Raw genomic sequence first — 17,290 nt, 5'->3', positions numbered from 1 at the left:
GACAGAAACTTTTTACAGCATGCTGCGAGGCCGTTGCATCGTGCCGTCGAAGAAACGCTGCAAGCGGAACGCCGACAGATCGAGCGACGCCTGGCCGCCGTCGTTCAATTCCGCGAGCAGTTTGCCGACGATCGGCCCCATCGCGAAACCGTGGCCGCAAAAGCCGGTGGCGATAGTCAAGCCGCTGACCTGCGGCGGCGCGTCGATCACCGGAATGCCGTCGGGCAACACGTCGATCAGGCCGGCCCACGATTCGACCACCTGCGCGTCTTTTAACGCGGGAAACAAGGCGCGCAGTTTTTTCAACGCCCGCGGCGCGTGGCCCACATTCGGCTGCGGATGCGGGTCACGCGGATGCAGCACACGCTCGTGTTTCGGCACGCCGCCCGGCAAGCGCTCGCGCAGATCGCGCAGGCTAGCGCCGTTCAGATGGAAGCTGAACTTCTCGCGCTGCGCCCACAGCTCCGGCAAGAACCACTTGAGCGCGCGGAAATGACCAAGCGTCATGTCGACATCGACCTGCATGTCGTCGGCGAGATTGATCGCGCCGTTCGCGCGCTGCCGCACGCCGAGGCCGTGGCCCCAGAACGTCGACGCGGTAATGCGCGGCAGCGGATTGGTGCGCATGCAGGTGCCGCGCACCGCCTGCTGCGGCAGTTCGAGCCCGAGCGTTTTGAGCAGACGCCAGCTGCTCGCGCCCGCCGCGCAGATGAAGCGCGAAGTGCGCAGCGGGCCGCGCTCGGTGATCACGCCGGCAATCGCGCCGCCCGCGCGTTCGACGCCGATCACGCCGCAGCCTTCGAAAAACAGCGCACCGGCTTGCCTCGCGCGCGCCGCAAAGGCCGCTGCGGCGCGGCGCGGTTCCGCCTGGCCGTCGCTTGGCGTGTAGAGGCCGCCGAGCGCCGGCGCGTGCATGCCGGTCACGACCGTGTCGATCTGCTTGCGGTCGAGCGTGCGCGTATCGAGGCCGTGCTGACGCGCGACGTCCATCCATTGGCGGAACGAGGCCCACTCCTCTTCGCCGGTCGCCACGTACAGACAGCCGCCCTGACGCCATTCGAGATCGAAATTCAGCTCGCTTTCGAGTGTTTTCCACAGCGGGATGCCGGCCATCATCAGCGGCACTTCGGCGGACTCGCGGCCCTGCTGACGCACGAATCCCCACGCCCGCGACGACTGCTGCCCGGCAATGCGCGACTTGTCGAGCACCACCACCGAAAGGCCGCGGCGCGCCAGATAGTAGGCGGCCGCGCAGCCCATGATGCCGGCGCCGGCGATCACCACATCGGCGTGCTTCGGGAATGCCTGATCGGCGGAAGTGAGGTTCGCGTGCAGCGGGTAAGTCGTGGTCATCAAGGCGGGCGGGTTTTAAGTGTGGGCGTAATCTTCGCAGGCGGCCTGCTTGTCCGCAATGCCGCGACGGCCGATGACCGGCGACGCAGGCGGACAAAGGCGCGCGGCGGTGGCGTCCGCGCGGGCTTCACGCCGTTTATTCGCCAGACGCATATTTGCATTTTATTCGTGAGACAGATATTAGCGAAATATGCGTGACACGAATATTTGACAAATATGCGTGTGACGCATAAAGTGCATTTATTCGTTTCACAGATAATTTGCCATGCTGAATCTCATCGCCACACCGGACCAGGTCGCCCGGCTGCTTGCCGCCAGCCGGCGGCAAGCCGGCCTCACGCAGGCCGAGGCGGCGGCGCGGATCGGCGTCAGCCAGAGCCGCATCTCTGCCTTCGAAAGCGACGCTGCCGCTCTCACCCTCGCACAACTGCTGGCCTTGTGCGGCGCCTACGGTCTGCAGCTGCAACTGCGCGACAAGAGCCAGACGCTGCCCGGCCCCACGCCATTGATCGAGTGGTGAGCATGGGACGGCAAACTCACTCGCGCGCACTCTCGGTCTGGGCGAATGGCGAGCGCGTCGGCGTTTGGCGCCTGCCCGCTCGCGGACCCATGGAATTCGCCTGCGAGCCCGCCTGGGTCGCATCGCCCGCGGGACGGCCGCTGTCGCTGTCGCTGCCGTTCACACCGGGCGATCTGGCGCACAAAGGTCCGCGCGTGCTCAACTATTTCGACAATCTGCTGCCCGACAGCGAGGCGATCAGAAAGCGCATCGCCCAGCGCTACCAGACCGAGACACTCGATGCGTTCGATCTGCTGCAAGCCATCGGCCGCGACTGCGTGGGCGCCGTCCAACTGCTTGCGGAAGACGACGTGCCGCAAGGCGTCGAACGGATCGAGGGCACGCCGCTCACGGAGGCCGAGATCGAGGCCATGCTCGCGCGCACGGTCAGCAACCCGGCTTTCGGCGCGCACGACGCGGCGGACGAGTTCCGCATTTCGCTCGCCGGCGCGCAGGAAAAAACCGCGCTGCTGTGGCATGACGGCAAATGGCAGCGGCCGCACGGCGCCACGCCCACCACGCACATTTTCAAGCTGCCGCTCGGTCTGGTCGGCAACAAGCTCGCCGATCTCAGCACGTCGGTTGAAAACGAATGGCTCTGTCTGCGGATTCTGCAGGCTTACGGCCTGCCCGTCGCCAACACGGAGATCATGACGTTCGGCAAGCAGCGGGTGTTGAGTGTCGAGCGCTTCGACCGGCAAATGCATTCGAGCGGGCAGTGGCTGCTGCGCCTGCCGCAGGAAGACTTCTGCCAGGTGTACGGCGTGCCGTCGCATCGCAAATATGAAAACGAAGGCGGCCCGGGCGTGCTCGACCTCGCGCGAGTTCTGCAGCAGTCGGTCGAGGCGCGGCAGGACATCGAGACGCTGCTGGCAAGCCAGATTCTGTTCTGGATGCTGGCGGCGCCGGACGGCCACGCCAAGAACTTCAGCATTCGCCTGCTCGCGGGTGGCCACTATCGCCTCACGCCGCTCTACGACGTCATGTCGATCTGGCCGGTGGAAGGCAGCGGCCCGAACCAGTGGTCGTGGTTCAAGGCGCGACTCGCCATGGGCATGTGGTCGCGCAGCAAGCACGACGCGTTTCGCGACGTGCAGCGGCGCCACTTCAACACCATGGCGCTGAAGTGCTCGTACGGCGCGGACGCGGAACCGCTGATTCAACGGTTGATCGAACAGACGCCCGGCGTGATCGAACGGGTCTCCGCAGAATTGCCCGAACGTTTTCCGGCCAGGGTCGCCGAACGGATTTTCAAAGGCCTGAAAAACTCGGCGGCGAAGCTCGGCACGATGTCTGCTGGCTAGACGTTTCGTGCGGCCGGCATCGCCTGGCATATTTCTCTTTAGATGCAGCGAGGTTTCATCGGTAAAATACATTGATGCTCAATGCATGAAAAGATCGCCCAGCCGGTCCGTTTCGACTCTCGCATCGACGGGCCAGACGGCGGTCGTACAAAACGACAGACTGCGATACTTTTTACGGTACATTTGCTGTCCCCTGCGACGCCGCGTCTTTGCGCATTGCATGTGCATGGTCGCGCTATGCCTGTCGTATCGCACTCCCCCAGTACCCTTTAAGACGGCGGATTCTCACGCAGCATGGCCAACGAAACACACTCACCTGACTCCATCGCAGTCGCCGAGCGCGTGCGCGAGTTGATGAGCCGGCACGGAATCGGCAAACGCCAGCAGACCACGGAACTGTGCCGCATCCTCGATCTGAGTTTTTCGCAGGGACACCGCAAGTTGCGCGGCAACAGCCCGTGGACGCTCTCGCAAATCAAGAAGGTCGCCGAGGTGTTCGGCGAACCGGCCGCCCAGCTATTCGGCGCGCAATCGCTCGATCCCGGCATGGTCGGCGCGATCGCCCAGGAAGCCGTGTTCAGCATCGGCGCGATCGAACTGGCCTGCACGGCCTGGGTCGGCGCCGCCCTCGAGGCCGGCAGCCGCCCGGAATTTGTCGCGTACTCCCGGCTCGGTCAATGGCGCGTGGCACGCCACGACGGCACGCTTTACCAGAGCGCGTACGAAGTCCACAAGATCGAGATCTATCCGCGCCGCGCCGAAACCGACAAGCCCACCATCGCGGTAGTCGACGACGACCAGGCGAGCGCCGACAACCTGCGCGACTATCTGGAGCGCAGCGGCTTCGCCGCGGTGGCGATCTACGGACTCGCGGCCTTTGCCGACCAGTTGCAAACCCAGGTGTTCGACGGCATCGTGATCGACTGGCTGTTCGGCGCGCACACCTCGGCGGCTGCGATTCGCGCGGTGCGCGCCTCGGAAAATCCGGACGCGCCGATCTTCGTGCTGACCGGTGAATTGCTGACCGGCAAGGCCAGCGAATCGGAGATCAGCCAGGTGATCCGCAATTACGACGTCGCGTGCTATGAAAAGCCGGCGCGCATGGCGATCCTGGTTGCCGATCTGTCGAAGCGGCTGAACCGGCCTTAGCGGACCCACCCGCGCCGGCAAACGGCTGAAGGCGTGTGCTCAGGTCGATGCCCACCTTCGCCCGGCCGCCCGCGCTTCGCCTCACGCCGTATGCCGCGAAGTCAGCGCCCGCTGCAACGCGTTGCGGAGCTCCTCGTAATGTACCGGCTTTAATAACGCATCGAAGAACGGCCGCGAGCCGCCTTCCTCTTCCGCCTTCCCAGTCACTTCTGCCTCCGGCGCATACGCGCTGACCACGATCACCGGCACGCCCGCGGACGGTCCGCCCCGCTTGGCAAAGTCCGCGAGAAACGTATAGCCGTCGCGCTCGGGCATGTGCAGATCGAGCAACACCACGTCGCAACGGCGAGTGTCGAGCCAGGCGAGCGCATCGTCGGCGGTGGCGACGGCGTGCGCGTCGAAATTCATGTGCGCGACCATTTCACTGAGCGACTCGCGGATCAGGCTGTTGTCGTCGACGATCAATACGCACGGACGCGCGCCGCCAGGCTCGGCGCGCGTCGCCACATCTTGCGGTTGCGCGGCGGCGACCGGCGTGACCGGAATCGTCACGGTGAAGGTGGTGCCCTCGCCGACCTTGCTCGCCACCTCGACCGTGCCGCCGAACAGCTTGACCAGCCCCTGCACGATGGTCAGTCCCATGCCCGCGCCTTCGAAACGGCGCGTGCGCGACGCGTCCAGCTGGGTGAACTCCTGAAAGATGAGTGGAATCTGCGCATGCGGCACGCCCGGCCCCGTGTCGCTGACGACGAAGACCAGCAGCCCCGGCCGTTGCCGCAACTGCACGCGCACGGTGCCGGTTTCGGTGTAGCGGATCGCGTTGGTGACGAGGTTGTTGACGATCTGGCGGATGCGGTGCGGATCGGAATCGACAAGACCGCTCATGCCGCCCGCCTCGCTCTCCAGTTGCAAACCGCGCGCGGCCGCCGACATCGCGTGTTCGTCGACGATCGACGCCAGCAGTTCGCGCGGCTCGAAATGCTCGTGACGCAACTCGAGCTTGCCGGCGCCGAGGCGCGCGTAGTCGGTCAGATCCTTCATCTGCGCTTCCAGATGCCGGCCCGCGGTTTCGAGCCGCTGGATCACCTTGCGGTCCGCCTCGGAGTGATAGTTGAAGCCCAGCAATTCGATCGACGACACGATCGCATGCAATGGCGTGCGCAGTTCGTGGCTGATCATGCCGAGAAACGCGTCCTTGGCGTGACTCGCCTCGCGCGCGGCGCGGCTCGCCTGGTGCTCGGCTTCGAGCGCCGCGTGCTGCTGATGCATCAGCCGTGTACGACGCCGTCCGTTCAGCACGAGCAACAGCGTCGCCGCCGCCGACAGCAACAGCAGCAACAGGCCGCCGGCGAACAGCATACGGCGCTTGTTGATGAAGTCGCGGTTCATCGCCTCGCGATCGGCGACATCGGCAAAGCGGCGGCTCAGCGCGAGATCGTTGACCTCGTTCCAGTGCTGACGCAGTTGCGCGACGATCCGGTTGGCCTGGCTGCGGTCTTTCGGCAGCGCGTCCACTTCGGGTCCGATACCGCCCAGCAGCTGATCGAGCGAATGGATTTCATCCAGTTGCCTTTGCAACAGCGAGAGCTGGGTGGTCAGCCGGCGCGTGGAACCCGCCATCACGTGCAGCTTGGATTGCAGCAACTGATAACGCAGCATCAGCCGCTGATAGTCGTCGTCGACGCCCGACTGATACAGCAGCAGCTGATTCTCGAAGCGCGCGTAGGCGATTTGCAATTGCGCGGCGTCCCAGTAGAAGCCGTCGTACGAACCGGTCAGCTGCTCGGTGGCGCGCGGGTTGAGCAGATTCGCGTACAGCAGATAGCCGATCGCGCCGACCGGCGCCGCGAGCGCGGTCAGCCAGATCAGCACGTAGAACGCACGCCGCCACGGATGGCGCATTATTTGACGATGAGGGCCTTGATCTGCCATACGAATTTTGAATCGCCCGAGGCGCCCGTGAGTTCATCCGGGTACGCATCGCGCGGATAGATAAGGAACAGCGGCCCGAAGTCGCTGATCTTCAGGCGCCGGCCGTTCATGCTGTACGCAACGACCACGCCATAGCGATCGCAGTCCGACACCGGAATGGTGTACGTATAGTCGTCGAGCGTATGGATCTCGACCTGGGTGCCATTGGCGCCGACTGTCTTCAGAATATCCGCCAGCAACGGTCCTGTGAAGGTGGCACGCGGCGTCCACGTGGTCGAGGTCGTGATCGAGTGGACCGGCAGCGCGAGCAGTTGCGCTTCGGTGAACTGGTAAGTCTTGTGCGCGGCGTCGGTAGTCTTGCCGATCTTGCCTTGCACGTCGAGCGATAAAGGCGTCGGCTCCGACTGAGCCTGCGCGCTCCAGGCGGCCAGCGCGAGCACGAGGCCCGCGGCCCAGCGCGCGCCCGTAACGGCGCGTTGTCGGTCATACACCCTGGCGGTCGACTTGGTCATGTGATTTTTTCCGTTATCTATTCTTCTAGCGGGCGGCTTGAAAGTCGCCGGCCCGCCGCCCTTGGCCTTGTTTCTTGTCCCTTGCGCCGGCCGCGGTTTCGCGTCGCGCGTCGGGTTACCGCGCGTCACCCCGACGCGCGATCTTTGAACCGCATGCATAATATCGCCAAAATTCTTTGTCTCAAAAACGAGGGCTCCCGGCCGCTTGAGCACCAACCGGCCGCTCCCGTGTCAGAGACGCTCGCCCTACACGCGCCACGCCCTACGAGTCATGAACAAGCCGGTTTTGCCCCTGACGTACGAACAACTCGATCACTGGATCGAGTCGCTGCAGCCTGCCTTGCTGGCCGAGCGCTTCGCGATGGCGATCGGCATTCTGCGCGGCGGCGCGCCGCTCGCGCTGATGGTCTCGCACGCCGTCGGCACGCCGGTCGCCTTTCTGCGCTACGACCGCCTGACGCGCACAGTCGCCTGGGATTCGACGCTGCCGATCCCGCCCGCGGGCTCGGCCGTGCTGCTGTGCGAGGACATCGCCGGGCGCGGTTTTACACTGACCGATTGCATCGCGTTTCTTCAGCAGCAGGGTCTCGTGGTCAGGACGCTGACCGGCGCCGTCGACGAGTTGAGCCGCACGCAACCCGACTATGCGATCGACGCGCGCGGCTACTTCGCGTTGTTTCCGTGGGAGCGCCAGGCGTACACCGAGCGATATCGCGACGACTGGGCGCGCGTCGAATCAGGCGCCGCGCCCGCGATGGCCGACGATCACGAATACGCCACCTACGCGATCGACCTCGACGGCATTCTGCTACCCGACGTGCCGCTCGCGCGTTACGACGAAGATCTCGCCGCCGCGCTCGCCGAGCGCGACGCGCTGCTGCCGTTCGAGGAGTTGCCGGAGATCGACTTGCAGCAGGTTCGCACGATCATCACCGGCCGGCCCGAGGCGGATCGCGCGCGCACCGAAGCATGGTTGACGCGCCACGGCTTCGGTCATCTGCAACTGGTGATGCGCACGCCCGACACGCACGATGAAAGCCCCGCCGGCAGCGCCGCGCACAAAGCCGCGGCCGCATTGCGCGGCGGCGTCACGCATTTCATCGAGAGCGATCCGGTGCAGGCGCTGCTGATCGCGCAGGAGGCGCCGCTCTTGCGGGTGATCTGGTGGGACGCGCACACGCAAACCGGCATACTGGTCGGCGCGCGTGCGTGGACATGACCCGAGCGTCCGGGCGCTAGACCTCTTTCGCTTCCTTCACTTCGCGGCTGTCCTTGCCGTCGCGCACATGCAGATGCCGCGCGGCGCGCTGCGACGCAACCACGATCAGCTTCATCGTGGCGCGCGTGGCGCCGACGAACAGCTTGCGCGCGATGCGTTCGTCGAAAGCCTCGAAGTCGACCTCCGTAAAAATCACGCATGGCGCCGCCTGCCCCTTGAAGCGGTAGATCGACTCGAACAGCACGTCGCCTTCACGGTACTCCGGGTTGCCGAACAGATCGTACGTGCCGGTGAAACTGCGCAGCCGATGCGGCCCGAGGTGATCGAGCGCGCTCATTGCCGAGCCCTCGCGTCCGCGAAACGACAGCACCACGATGTCCTGCTTGCGAAAGCCGAGTGAGAGCGCCTGCGTGATCGCGCGTTTGGTGGCCTCGATGCTGCCCTCGGCGGCATTCGCTTCGTCGTAGACCGAAAGCGAAATGTCGGAGCCGTCGAACGGACTGCCCGACGCGAGCGCCGCGGCGACCGGAACCGAAGCACCGACCACGTCGCGCACGTAATCGAGAATATCGCGCGGACTGCGATAGTTGGTGGTTTCCTTGAGCGTGGTCCAGCCGGGCAGCGCGACGGGTTCGCGCATATACAGATTCTGCAGCGGGTCTTCGAGCCACCACCACGCCGCGTTGGGGCGCAATAGACGCTCGAGTGCCGTCACCCACGGCTGCTGGAAGTCCTGCCCCTCGTCGACGATCAGCACGTCGAATTGCCAGCGCGGATCGATCGGCGTTTCGGCGAACGTGGTTTCGAGCTGATCGAATACGTCGCCCGCCTGAAAATCCGGTGCGCGGCCCGCGTCGCGCGCGATCCAGTCGCAGAGCTGGTGATAGTTCGCCACCTTCGCTTCGGACGGCGCGACTCGCGCGATGTGATCCGCCAGCGGCCGGTTGAAGCACACGTATAGCGGCGTCTGGCCGCGCGCCACCGCGTCGTTCATGACCTGCACCGCGAGTTGCGTCTTGCCGGAGCCGGCCGTGCCGATCACACGCAGCCGGAACGGCGCGAACTCGAGCCGCCGCGCCCAGGTGGCCAGACCGCCCGCGAGCCGCGTGACGAGCGTGCCCGCCTGGCCGACCAGCGCGCTGGCGTCGGGGCTGAGCGCCAGTTCGTCGGCTAGGAAGTGATGGATTTTCGGCGCGCAGGCAAGACGCGGCTCATCCGCCGGCAAGGCTTCGCGGATGATCGCCGCGAGCCGGTCTTTACGCGTTGCATCGACGATCCGCGCGGGGTTCACGCCGGCGATCGCCGCGTCCTTGACGATGTGGTCCGGACAGTACAGCAGTTCCTCGACGAAATACGTGCCCGCGCCAAACGCGGCGGTAAAGCGCCGATGCAGACTTTCGATGGTGTGCGCGAGCGCGATCGCCACGTTGCGCTCGGTTTGCAGATAGACCTTGACGAGCCCTTTCGGCGTTTCGCGCAGAAAGCCGGTTTTCTGTTCGACGATCATCACGCGTCCGGCCGGACTGACGATCACGAAGTCGGCTTCGCCGAACACCGAGAAGTTCTGGTTCAGGCGCGTCCAGTGCACGCCGTGATAGACGGTGTAGCCATCGGGCAGCGCCTCTTCCAGCAAGGCCAGCGTTTCGCGTTCGCGAGCCGCCGCGCCGGTCGCGGCGAGGCTCTTCCAGTCGTCGGGAACAATGCGGGCCATGCGTGCCTCGTCGGATTCGGGTGGGCTCATTGTACGCAACGCGCATGCATTCCCGAATGGCTGCCGGGGCGTCGTTTTCGGACGTGCCTGCCGCCATGTTCATGCGGGCGTTTGCGGCGTCGCGGCGAGCAGGATCGCGCTCATCGTGTATCGTTACCGGTTGAACGCCGCGCGATGGGCGCGGCTTGCCAACGTAAAAATAAGGATTTACTGGATGATTACGATCTGGGGACGCGCCAACTCGGTCAACGTCCAGAAAGTGTTGTGGTGCTGCGATGAGCTGGTGCTGCCGTATAACCGTGTCGACGCCGGCCTGCAATTCGGCCGTAACAACGAAGCCGACTATCTCGCGATGAACCCGACCGGCAAGATCCCGACGCTGGTCGACGACGACTTCGTGCTGTGGGAATCGAACTCGATCCTGCGCTATCTGGTGCTGCAATACGGCGAAGGCAGCCTGCTGTATCCGTCGGAGCCGAAAGCGCGCGCCAGCATCGACCGCTGGCTGGACTGGTCGTTGTCCACGCTGCAGCCCGCCGAACGCCCGGTGTTCTGGGCGCTCGTGCGCACGCCCGCCGCCGCGCGCGACGCCGCCAAACTCGCCACCGACTTCGACGCCGTCACCGTGCTGTGGCGCATGCTGGACACGCATCTGCAAGGGCGCTTCTTTCTCGAAGGAGAGAAGTTCACGCTGGCCGACATTGTGATCGGCGCCTACGCCAAACGCTGGTTCGGACTCGACGGCGTGGCGCGTCCGCCGCTGCCGAATCTGGAACGCTGGTATTCGCGTATTGCGACGCGCACGGGGTTCAAGAAGTACGTCGACTTCGCTTTGACCTGAACCATCAGGTCGCGCGTGGTCCGTGCTCTGGCCACGCGCCCGACTGTCTGATCATGCCGCGCGTGGCCAAGGCGGCGACCGGTCGAATTGCGCGCCGCTACAGCGAGACGCGATGGCCTTTATAATCGACGCATGAAGACCGCCAAACCCGCCGCGACCGCCGACAAAGCCGCCTCCGCTCACTCGGATGAGCCCGGGCACACACACGGTGTTTCGCAGGAAGCCGCGCTGACACTCGCGGAAGAATATTGCCGCGAACGCGGCGAAAAACTCACGCCGATCCGCCGTAAAGTGCTCGAATTGCTGCTGAATTCCGGGCGCGCCACCAAGGCGTATTCGCTGCTCGACGAGATGCGCCAGATCCATCCCGGCTCGGCTCCGCCCACGGTGTACCGGGCGTTGGACTTTCTGCTCTCGGCCGGGCTCGTGCATCGAATCGAATCGATCAATGCTTTCACCGTCTGCCACGATCTGACGCAATGCCAGCACGGCATCCTGGTGGTGTGCCAGCAGTGCGGCAACGTCACCGAATTGCATCAGCCGAAACTGCGCCAGGCGCTAGTCGCGCAAATCGAAGACTCGGGCTACCGTCTCGCGAGCGATGAAATCGAGTTGAAGGGGTTGTGTTCTGCGTGCCAGGCGTTGGAAGCCGCGGCGTCGAGCAAGGATTCGGCAACGCCTGTGGCCGTCAAGTAACGGCGTCGACGTTCGCGAGCCGCGCTGCGCCCGGCTTTTGCGGTCAAGCCGGGCATCTGAAGAATCTGAAGATACGGTGTCTGGCGACGCGGCTGTCAAGCCGCGCCGCGAATTCGTCCGCTCAATCGAAGCCGTGATTCAGCCCGCTGCGCGAGCGTCAATTGCATCGTGCAGCAGCGTCACGAGATCTTCGGGCAAAGCCGGCTTGGTCATGAAATGCTGGAAGCCTTCGCCGATGCTGCGTAAGCGGTAAGCGTCGTCAGTGTGGCCGGTGAGCGCCACCGCAACCGAAGGCGGATGGTCGCCGCGTATCTCGTGGTCGCGCAAGCGCTGGATCAGATAGAAACCGTCCATGGCGGGCAGTTCCAGATCGCATACCACGGCGTCGGGCAACAATCGCAGCGCCGCCTCCACGCCCTCTTCTGCATCCGCCACAGCGACGACATGCGCGCCTTCTGCTTCGAGTAATAAGGTCAACGATTCCCGGCTGTCCGGGTCGTCTTCTACGAGCACGATCGTGGCCTGATCGAGTCTCAATGCTCCGTTCATTTTCCGTTGTTGCTCAAAAAAACCGGTTAGGCCGTCCGACTTGGCCAACGTTTCGCCCTGCTGCTTGCCGCCAATGTGCGCGGCTGCGCTATTGCTATTCATGGTTCCGACTCGATTTCATGCGCGGAGTTGCAACCGGGCCCAAGATTGTAAAGCATGGTCCGGGCGCCAACGCGCGCGCACAGTAACGCGCCAAAATTGCACGCCGATGAAAAACCGGCCCTCGGTGCCACAGTCACGGCTCTCCGATGCCGACCCGATTCGCCGTGGCGGCCCGCGCAAACCCCATTCGCACGGCCTCTCCCGCCCAACGTCTCTTTTCCCTTTCCTTTTCTTGCGCGATGCTGGCAACCTGGTTGATGCCGCCTGCATGCACATCCACATCAGCTACAGCACGTTGCGTGCCTCGCCGGCCTCGGCGGCCGACGAAAGTCTCACGACGCGCAGATTGGCTTGCCGGCTGCTTGGGGCGCTATCATCGTGTGGGTGCAGACCGTGCCGAACTTTGCGCCGCCACGGCGCCGCGCGGCATGCGGTCGCCATACCCCGTTTGCGCTTCCAACCTTGAGGCCGCCCGACACCATGTCCGATCTCGACTCCGTCACGCTTGGAGCACTCCGCCAGGTCAGCACTGCCACGCTGACGACTCAATTATTCAAACGCGGCCTGCGCAATACATTCATGCGCGGCGTCGCTCCGCTCGCCCCGCATGGCGGCGCGAATCTGGTCGGGCCGGCGTTCACGCTGCGCAACATTCCATCGCGTGAAGACATCGACGTGCTCGAGTTGTTTGCCGATCCCGAGTACGCGCAGCGCAAGTGTGTCGAAACGATTCCGGCCGGCCATGTGCTGGTGCAGGATTGTCGCGGCGAACGCGGCAGTGCGTCGTTCGGTTCGATCCTGACGCAACGCTTGCAGGTTCGCGGCGTGGCGGGCATGGTGTCCGACGGTCCGGTACGGGACAGTACGACGATCGCGGCGCTCGGCATACCGGTGTTCTGCGCGGGGGCGAGCGCGCCGCCCAACCTGATTCGCCATCATGCGGTGGATATCAATGTGCCGATCGGCTGCGGCGGTGTTGCGGTGTTTCCGGGCGACGTGATCGTCGGCGATGCGGATGGTGTCGTAGTGATACCGCTGAAGATGGCGGCAGAGGTCGCGCAAGCCGCCGCCGAACAGGAGCAACTTGAAGCGTTTCTAACCGAGCGGATTCGCGACGGCGCCGCGTTGCCCGGCACTTACCCGCCGAACGACGCGACCAAAGCCGCTTATGAGGCGTGGAAGCGGAAACGGCAAGCATGAGACGACGTGGCGCGGCGATGGGTGATGGTGGATGGTCTATCGCGCCCCGCGCGGCGCAGGCAGGGTTCAGAAAGCGTCGCCGGCCGTCAACCGGGCTTCGCCGGACCGATACCTTGCACCAGCAAAGCCACGGCATGCCGCGCGATTTCCGCTCCACCGATATTGCGGCGAAGCGGGTCGTTACACCATAGCTTCGACGTGGCCAGCGGCAAAATCGTCAGTCCCAGTAACGTGACGAAGACGAGCGCGGGTTCCAGCCCCGCGTTCAGCCGCCCTTCCTTCTGCCACCGGGCAATAGCCGACAGCGACGCCTTCTGGTGCGCGTTGCCGAAGCGCTCGTGCATGCGCTGGCGCAACAGGCCGCCGTCGCTGATTACTTCGCGCACCCACAGCGATGGAAACCACGGATGCTCGTCCGCCACCTGCACCAGCCGCTGCGCGAGTTGCGTGATGGCCGCGACCGGATCGTCGGGATTTTCCTGGAACGGCACGCCGAGCCCCGCGCGCAGCGGCGCGAAACGTTCGTCGATCAACACGTCGAGCAGCTGATCGCGCGTCTTGAAGTAGTAATGCATCATGGCCGGCGTGAAACCGGCCTCGCGGGCAATTTCTCCGAGCGTGGTATCGACGATGCCCTGCCGCGCGAACAGCACGAGCGCGGCGTCGAGCAGGCGGCTGCGCTGCTCCGGTCCGCGCGCCGCGCCTGGAGGCCGGCCCGGACGCCGTGCCGGCGCGGCGGCCGCCTCTGCTTGCACCGACGAACCGCTCGCCTGGGCTTCGACACCCCGACCGGGCGCGGAACGCCCCTTGCGGACCTTCACGGCAGCCGTATCAGGCGGCGCGCTTTTCACGCTTCGATCGTCGGACGGGATCCTTGCCATTGCATTCAATTTGACTGGTGATGCGATGTCGCATATATTAATCTCTGAATTAATTAATTTCAACCCGCGATGCCATGGACCAATCGACCACGACACAACCCGCTGAATTGACGCAGCCCTATGCGCAGGCAACCGCGCCCACAGCCGATCATCCGCCGATCCGCCTGCTGTTTCCGGCGCTGCTGCTGGTCATGCTGCTCGCCGCGCTCGATCAGACAATCGTTTCGACGGCGCTGCCGACTATCGTCGGCGACCTGGGCGGCCTCAACAATCTCTCATGGGTGGTAACTGCCTACCTGCTCAGCTCGACCATCGTCGTGCCGCTGTATGGCAAATTCGGCGATCTGTTCGGCCGCAAGATCGTCTTGCAGACGGCGATCATCGTGTTCCTGGTCGGCTCCGCGTTGTGCGGCGTCGCGCAGGACATGACGCAGCTCATCGTGCTCCGCGCGCTGCAAGGTCTCGGCGGCGGCGGCTTGCTGGTGGTCACGATGGCCGCCATCGCCGACGTGATTCCCCCGGCCGAACGCGGCCGCTATCAGGGCGTGTTCGGCGGCGTGTTCGGTCTTGCGACCGTGATCGGACCGCTGCTCGGCGGCTTTCTCGTCGAGCATCTCTCGTGGCGCTGGATCTTCTACATCAATTTGCCGCTCGGCATCATCTCGCTCGTCGTGATCGGCGCGGTCTTCAGGCCGCACGTCCGCCATGTGAAGCACACCATCGACTACATGGGCGCCGCGTTTCTCGCCGGCGCCCTCACCTGCATCATCCTGTTCACGAGCCAGGGCGGCACGATCCTGCCGTGGTCGTCGCCGCAACTCTGGTTCACGCTGGGCATGGGGCTGGTAGCGATCTGGGGTTTCATCCACGAAGAACGCAGCGCGGTCGAACCGATCATGCCGCTCGAACTCTTCAGGCAACGCACGTTTTTGCTGAGCAGCCTGATCGGTTTCATCATCGGTGTGTCGCTGTTCGGCTCGGTGACGTTCCTGCCGTTGTATTTGCAGGTGGTAAAAGGCTCGACGCCAACGGAAGCCGGCATGCAGATGCTGCCGATGATGGGCGGCCTGTTCCTGATGTCGATGGTGACCGGGCGGGTGATCAGCAAGATCGGCAAGTACCGCATGTTCCCGATCGCCGGCACGTTACTCGTCGCGGTGGCGATGTTGCTGCTCGCCCGCCTGCAGATCAGCACGCCGATTCATGTGATGTATATCGACATGGGCATTCTCGGCTGCGGGCTCGGCATGGTGATGCAGGTGCTGATTCTCGCGGTGCAGAATACCGTCGAGTTCAAGCATATGGGCGTGGCGACTTCCGGCGCGACACTGTTCCGCTCGATCGGTGGATCGATCGGGGTCGCCGGCTTCGGTGCGGTGTTTTCCAACGGCCTCGCCGCCCGCCTCGAAAAGCTCATCCCCCCCGACACCGAGTTGCCGCACGCGCTCGGCCCCGCCGCGATCCATTCACTGCCACAAGCGTTGCGCGACGATTATCTGCAAGCATTCGCGGGCGCGTTGCACACGGTGTACCTTTCGGCTGCGTGCGTGGTGGTGCTGGCTTTTGCGCTCGCATGGCTGCTTAAGGACCATCCACTGCGCAAACATTAAGTATTTTCCCGCCTGCTTCAGACGCTTGATGCGTGCGCTTAATGACGAGGCCGGACGCCATGCGCGCCGGCCTCGTTCTGTTTTCGCCCTCCGTCGATTCGTGTGAAAAAACCCCCGCGTCCGTTCGTCCTGCCGATATAGCGGCTATTTCGTCCTACCTACCAATGTTCGCTGGCGCACATAAGATAGGTAGCAACGGCGATTGACGTCCCGATTGAAACCCCACATATTGCAACCAGCGGCAGCGCAAGCGTGGGCTGGCCGCCCAAGACTCTCCGGCGCATGTGGATCGTGATTCCCGCGGACCTGGCTGCCGCTTCAACATGATCCGGAACATGCCGTAATGGCATCGTTTTCCAAAGGTGGGTCCACAGCATGTCCACCCAGACACTACTCGGCCACAGTTTTCCGACGCCTTGCAAGCGGTGTGGCGGCGCGCTGTACCGGCAAGTCGACTATTGCCCCTATTGCGGCGAGGTGCATCCGCTCGATGCGGGTCCGCACAAGCGCACCGTGATCCCCGGCAGCCGCGCCAGCGCCATGAATAAAGCAGCGCAAAAAAACAGCCTCGACCCGGCGACAGCCGATGAAACCGACCCGACGACGCGCGTCGCGTTCATGGACGACCCGGTCCGAGCCGAAGCAGTGATGCCTGCGTCAGCACTCGTTTCAACGGACAGGCCGATCGCGCCTCTTCCCGCCATGCCTTATGCGGAGGGTCGCGGTTCAATCTCGTTGCGTAAAATGCTTTATGCGATCGGGGCAGTTGGCGTAATCGGCCTGGCGTATGTCGGATATGCGCTATTCAGCGGGCGCGATGTGTCGAGCGGGAATAACGACCAGCCTGCCGAGAGCGAAACTGCTCAGGACGCCAGAACGACGACGGGCACGATCGCACTATATTCGCCGGCCCAGTCGGCCAACCCGTCTGCCGCCGCGGGCAAGCCCGCCACGTCCGTCAATCCCGCGAAGCCGGTGCAAGCTATACAAGCGATGCCGGCAACGCCCGTCGCGCCGGCGGTGCCCGTTGTGCCCGCCAAGCCCGCGCCGCAGTTCCGCGATGCAGCGCAAGCCGTGCAGGCGGCGCGTCTCGCCTCCCGCGCCAACGATCTCTCTTCAGCGCAGGCCGCACTCGGCGTCGCGCAAACGATGCAACCGGGCAATTCCGACGCCGAAGACCTCGCGACAGAATTGAAGCCGCTGACCGCCCGCCGCGACGCCGCCTTGCAAGCCGCGCAAACTTGCGCCGCGCAGCAGTCGTGGCCCTGCGCACGCCAGTACGCCAACGAGGCGCTCGCGATCGACACCGGCAGCGACACTGCGAAGTCCATACTTGAACGCGTGATTCGCGAGACCGGCTGGGCGCCGCTCACTCCGCGTGGCGCAGCCGGCGCGCCGCCACAAGGCAAAGCGTCGGCGCAAACGCGAGCCGCTCCGTCGTCACAGCAGGTGGTTCAATCGCAGACTCCACTGTCCAAAGGTTTGCCGCCGAACAGCGACGTGATAGTGGCCGCCCCGCGCTCCACCACCGCGACGCCCGACGGCAATAGCGTCGAGGCACGGGAACGCGCGATCAAGGACTCCGGCTGGAAACGTCCGGCGACGAATGCCGCGAAGCCCTCCGCAGGTGGTTCATCCGGCCAGTGACAGATAGTTTGGATACCGAATCGTA

The 17,290-nt window shown here is 64.5% G+C and carries 15 protein-coding genes; 9 read left to right on the top strand and 6 right to left on the bottom strand.

Going from position 1 to position 17,290, the window contains the following annotated elements:
* Window positions 1–12 precede the first annotated feature (12 nt).
* Window positions 13–1,353: an FAD-binding oxidoreductase gene (locus tag B0G73_RS11260; RefSeq protein ID WP_106280680.1), complete on the bottom strand. Its 1,341-nt coding sequence runs from the start codon at window positions 1,351–1,353 to the stop codon at window positions 13–15.
* A gap of 265 nt (window positions 1,354–1,618) precedes the next feature.
* Between B0G73_RS11260 and B0G73_RS11255 the strand changes: the two genes are divergently transcribed.
* The 3 genes from B0G73_RS11255 to B0G73_RS11245 all read left to right on the top strand — a co-directional run bounded on the left by B0G73_RS11255 (window position 1,619) and on the right by B0G73_RS11245 (window position 4,365).
* Window positions 1,619–1,873, top strand: a complete 255-nt coding sequence (locus tag B0G73_RS11255; RefSeq protein WP_106280678.1) for a helix-turn-helix domain-containing protein — start codon at window positions 1,619–1,621, stop codon at window positions 1,871–1,873.
* Between the two features lie 2 nt (window positions 1,874–1,875).
* A complete protein-coding gene (locus B0G73_RS11250) occupies window positions 1,876–3,216 on the top strand; it encodes a type II toxin-antitoxin system HipA family toxin (protein ID WP_106280676.1) in 1,341 nt (446 codons plus the stop codon).
* A 294-nt stretch (window positions 3,217–3,510) separates the two neighbouring features.
* Window positions 3,511–4,365 (top strand): helix-turn-helix domain-containing protein, encoded by an 855-nt coding sequence (locus B0G73_RS11245; RefSeq protein WP_106280674.1) that lies wholly within the window; start codon window positions 3,511–3,513, stop codon window positions 4,363–4,365.
* Between the two features lie 81 nt (window positions 4,366–4,446).
* Here the strand turns inward: B0G73_RS11245 and B0G73_RS11240 are convergent, their stop codons facing one another.
* Both B0G73_RS11240 and B0G73_RS11235 read right to left on the bottom strand, forming a co-directional pair.
* Window positions 4,447–6,297, bottom strand: a complete 1,851-nt coding sequence (locus B0G73_RS11240; protein WP_106280672.1) for an ATP-binding protein — start codon at window positions 6,295–6,297, stop codon at window positions 4,447–4,449.
* Window positions 6,267–6,809, bottom strand: a complete 543-nt coding sequence (locus tag B0G73_RS11235; RefSeq protein WP_106280670.1) for a molybdopterin-dependent oxidoreductase — start codon at window positions 6,807–6,809, stop codon at window positions 6,267–6,269. The genes B0G73_RS11240 and B0G73_RS11235 overlap by 31 nt, the downstream gene beginning before the upstream one ends.
* Before the next feature lie 271 nt (window positions 6,810–7,080).
* On the opposite strand from B0G73_RS11235, the gene B0G73_RS11230 reads away from it, so the two are divergent.
* On the top strand, window positions 7,081–8,028 hold the full coding sequence (locus tag B0G73_RS11230) for a phosphoribosyltransferase (protein WP_106280668.1): 948 nt from the start codon (window positions 7,081–7,083) through the stop codon (window positions 8,026–8,028).
* Window positions 8,029–8,044: 16 nt separating this feature from the next.
* Here the strand turns inward: B0G73_RS11230 and B0G73_RS11225 are convergent, their stop codons facing one another.
* Window positions 8,045–9,739, bottom strand: coding sequence for an ATP-binding domain-containing protein (locus B0G73_RS11225; RefSeq protein WP_106280666.1), 1,695 nt, complete (start codon window positions 9,737–9,739; stop codon window positions 8,045–8,047).
* A 214-nt stretch (window positions 9,740–9,953) separates the two neighbouring features.
* On the opposite strand from B0G73_RS11225, the gene B0G73_RS11220 reads away from it, so the two are divergent.
* Together B0G73_RS11220 and B0G73_RS11215 are read left to right on the top strand one after the other, a co-directional pair.
* Entirely contained in the window at window positions 9,954–10,580 is a 627-nt protein-coding gene (locus B0G73_RS11220) for a glutathione S-transferase family protein (protein ID WP_106280915.1), read from the top strand.
* Window positions 10,581–10,712: 132 nt separating this feature from the next.
* Window positions 10,713–11,276 carry a Fur family transcriptional regulator gene (locus tag B0G73_RS11215; protein WP_106280665.1) on the top strand — a complete coding sequence of 188 codons (564 nt, stop codon included), beginning with the start codon at window positions 10,713–10,715 and terminating at the stop codon, window positions 11,274–11,276.
* A gap of 138 nt (window positions 11,277–11,414) precedes the next feature.
* On the opposite strand, the gene B0G73_RS11210 is transcribed toward B0G73_RS11215, so the two are convergent.
* Window positions 11,415–11,927: a response regulator gene (locus B0G73_RS11210; protein WP_106280663.1), complete on the bottom strand. Its 513-nt coding sequence runs from the start codon at window positions 11,925–11,927 to the stop codon at window positions 11,415–11,417.
* Between the two features lie 480 nt (window positions 11,928–12,407).
* Here B0G73_RS11210 and B0G73_RS11205 point away from each other — a divergent pair, with 480 nt between their 5' ends.
* Entirely contained in the window at window positions 12,408–13,127 is a 720-nt protein-coding gene (locus B0G73_RS11205; protein WP_106280661.1) for a ribonuclease activity regulator RraA, read from the top strand.
* Window positions 13,128–13,213: 86 nt separating this feature from the next.
* Here B0G73_RS11205 and B0G73_RS11200 read toward each other — a convergent pair whose 3' ends face one another.
* Complete coding sequence (locus B0G73_RS11200; RefSeq protein ID WP_106280659.1) at window positions 13,214–14,008, bottom strand: TetR/AcrR family transcriptional regulator; 795 nt, start codon at window positions 14,006–14,008, stop codon at window positions 13,214–13,216.
* A gap of 74 nt (window positions 14,009–14,082) precedes the next feature.
* On the opposite strand from B0G73_RS11200, the gene B0G73_RS11195 reads away from it, so the two are divergent.
* Together B0G73_RS11195 and B0G73_RS11190 are read left to right on the top strand one after the other, a co-directional pair.
* Entirely contained in the window at window positions 14,083–15,618 is a 1,536-nt protein-coding gene (locus tag B0G73_RS11195; protein ID WP_106280657.1) for an MDR family MFS transporter, read from the top strand.
* A 375-nt stretch (window positions 15,619–15,993) separates the two neighbouring features.
* A complete protein-coding gene (locus tag B0G73_RS11190) occupies window positions 15,994–17,265 on the top strand; it encodes a hypothetical protein (protein WP_106280655.1) in 1,272 nt (423 codons plus the stop codon).
* The last annotated feature ends 25 nt before the right edge of the window (window positions 17,266–17,290 follow it).

It is taken from the genome of Paraburkholderia sp. BL25I1N1, from assembly GCF_003002025.1.
Classification (GTDB): Bacteria; Pseudomonadota; Gammaproteobacteria; order Burkholderiales; family Burkholderiaceae; genus Paraburkholderia.
This window is presented reverse-complemented; position numbering and strand designations above follow the sequence as displayed.